The organism is Segatella copri, assembly GCF_009494835.1.
Classification (GTDB): domain Bacteria; phylum Bacteroidota; class Bacteroidia; order Bacteroidales; family Bacteroidaceae; genus Prevotella; species Prevotella copri_F.
On the sequence record NZ_VZBE01000076.1, the window covers coordinates 1 to 1,351 of the forward strand.

1 protein-coding gene and 1 pseudogene are annotated in these 1,351 nt (G+C 47.7%); both read left to right on the plus strand.

The genetic code is table 11. The annotated features are described in order from the left end of the window. Positions 1–52: 52 nt before the first annotated feature. Positions 53–472, plus strand: a complete 420-nt coding sequence (locus tag F7D47_RS11660; protein WP_153084912.1) for a hypothetical protein — start codon at positions 53–55, stop codon at positions 470–472. Between the two features lie 41 nt (positions 473–513). Further along, positions 514–1,351 (plus strand): annotated as a pseudogene (locus F7D47_RS11665) (DUF3987 domain-containing protein); the annotation flags it as partial.

Consider the following 1,351-nt stretch of genomic DNA (forward strand, 5'->3'; position numbering starts at 1 on the left):
GTAAAGCGCGCAACAATCCGGATGTTTCTTCTCCTAAAATTCAATTCAGATTATGGTTAAGAAAGTAAACAAGGTTCAGAACAATACTCAGAATAATGTTCAGAACCAGCAGGTGAATAATAATGACTGCCAGCATGTGCAGTTGGGTGGAATGGCTTACTATGATGCTAAGCAGTATTTCCTCTTCAGTCCCCAGGAATCGGGGGTGAATAAGGTTCCTCGATTTCGTTCGATGGGCGTGGCTCAGCAAATGCCTGACGGAACGTTTGATTTCGTAGTGCAGCACCGCCTCAGAACTCAGTCGGAACTGATTAAGAAACTGGCGCATGGTCGTGTGAGCAAAACCAAGGACGGTGCTGTTCAGCTTACCTTGAAGGTGTTCTGCCATGAGGGAATCAACATCGCCCAAACGCTGGCTGTTGAGGCAGCTGAAGGTGCTGATGCGGTAGTGGATTACCAACTGAAACATTAGGATTTTGTATTCAACTTAAAACGATAAGTAGAAACAGATAGATGAGTTGTTATTTAATAAAGGTGGAGAATGGGCACAAGGTTGCCCGCTCCATCACCTCGGAAGAGGAGTATAAGCAGCTGCGTGGAAGCAATGAGCAGAAGGCGAATCTTCGTCTGGCTCGTGCCGGAAACGATGCTGCGAAAAGAAGACTGGTGCAGTTTAATTATTCCGGCCATTATCCGCAAGGGGTGGTGAAGGGAATGAAACTGCCAAGCGGTGCTTTCGGGTTTGATATGGATGAGCCGGAGGCTTTTGCCAAGGCTGCCAAGCTGCTGCTGAAGGAACCGGATAAGTACGGACTGCTGATGCTGGAACGCAGCGCAAGACAGGGCGGACATGCGGTTTTTGAACGCGAAAAGGGCAAGACGGTTCTGGAGAATCAGGTACGAATTGCTACGATGCTCAAGTGCGAAATGGATACTTCGGCTCACGACATTAACCGGGTTTACTTCACTACTACATCGGATGACGAAGATCTGCTATTCCTTTCGCCACGACTCTTTAAGGATGAATATGATGAGGCTGCCGTGGCTGCTGAAGGGAAAGTGCTGGAAGAGCGTGAAAGATACGGAAACGAGGAACTGCCGGAAGGGGCGCACAAGGCAAACAAGCATTATGAGCCTTGGAAGGAAGAAATCAAGAAGAATCCTCAAGGGGTTTTTAAGGGTCAAGAATTAAAGAATTCGAGAATTTCTACTTCTGCTGCTTCTGCCTCTGCTGCGTCAACTGCTGCTTCAACTACTTCTGCTGCTCAGGACAATTATCTCGGGATTCCTTATGGGGAAATCATTAAGAAGTGGTGGCAGATGTATAATGATGGGCAGGAGCCGATGCAAA

What these genes read in the sequence shown, in the direction of transcription:
- F7D47_RS11660 (WP_153084912.1), top strand. Translation starts at nt 53, where the DNA reads ATGGTTAAGAAAGTAAACAAGGTTCAGAACAATACTCAGAATAATGTT.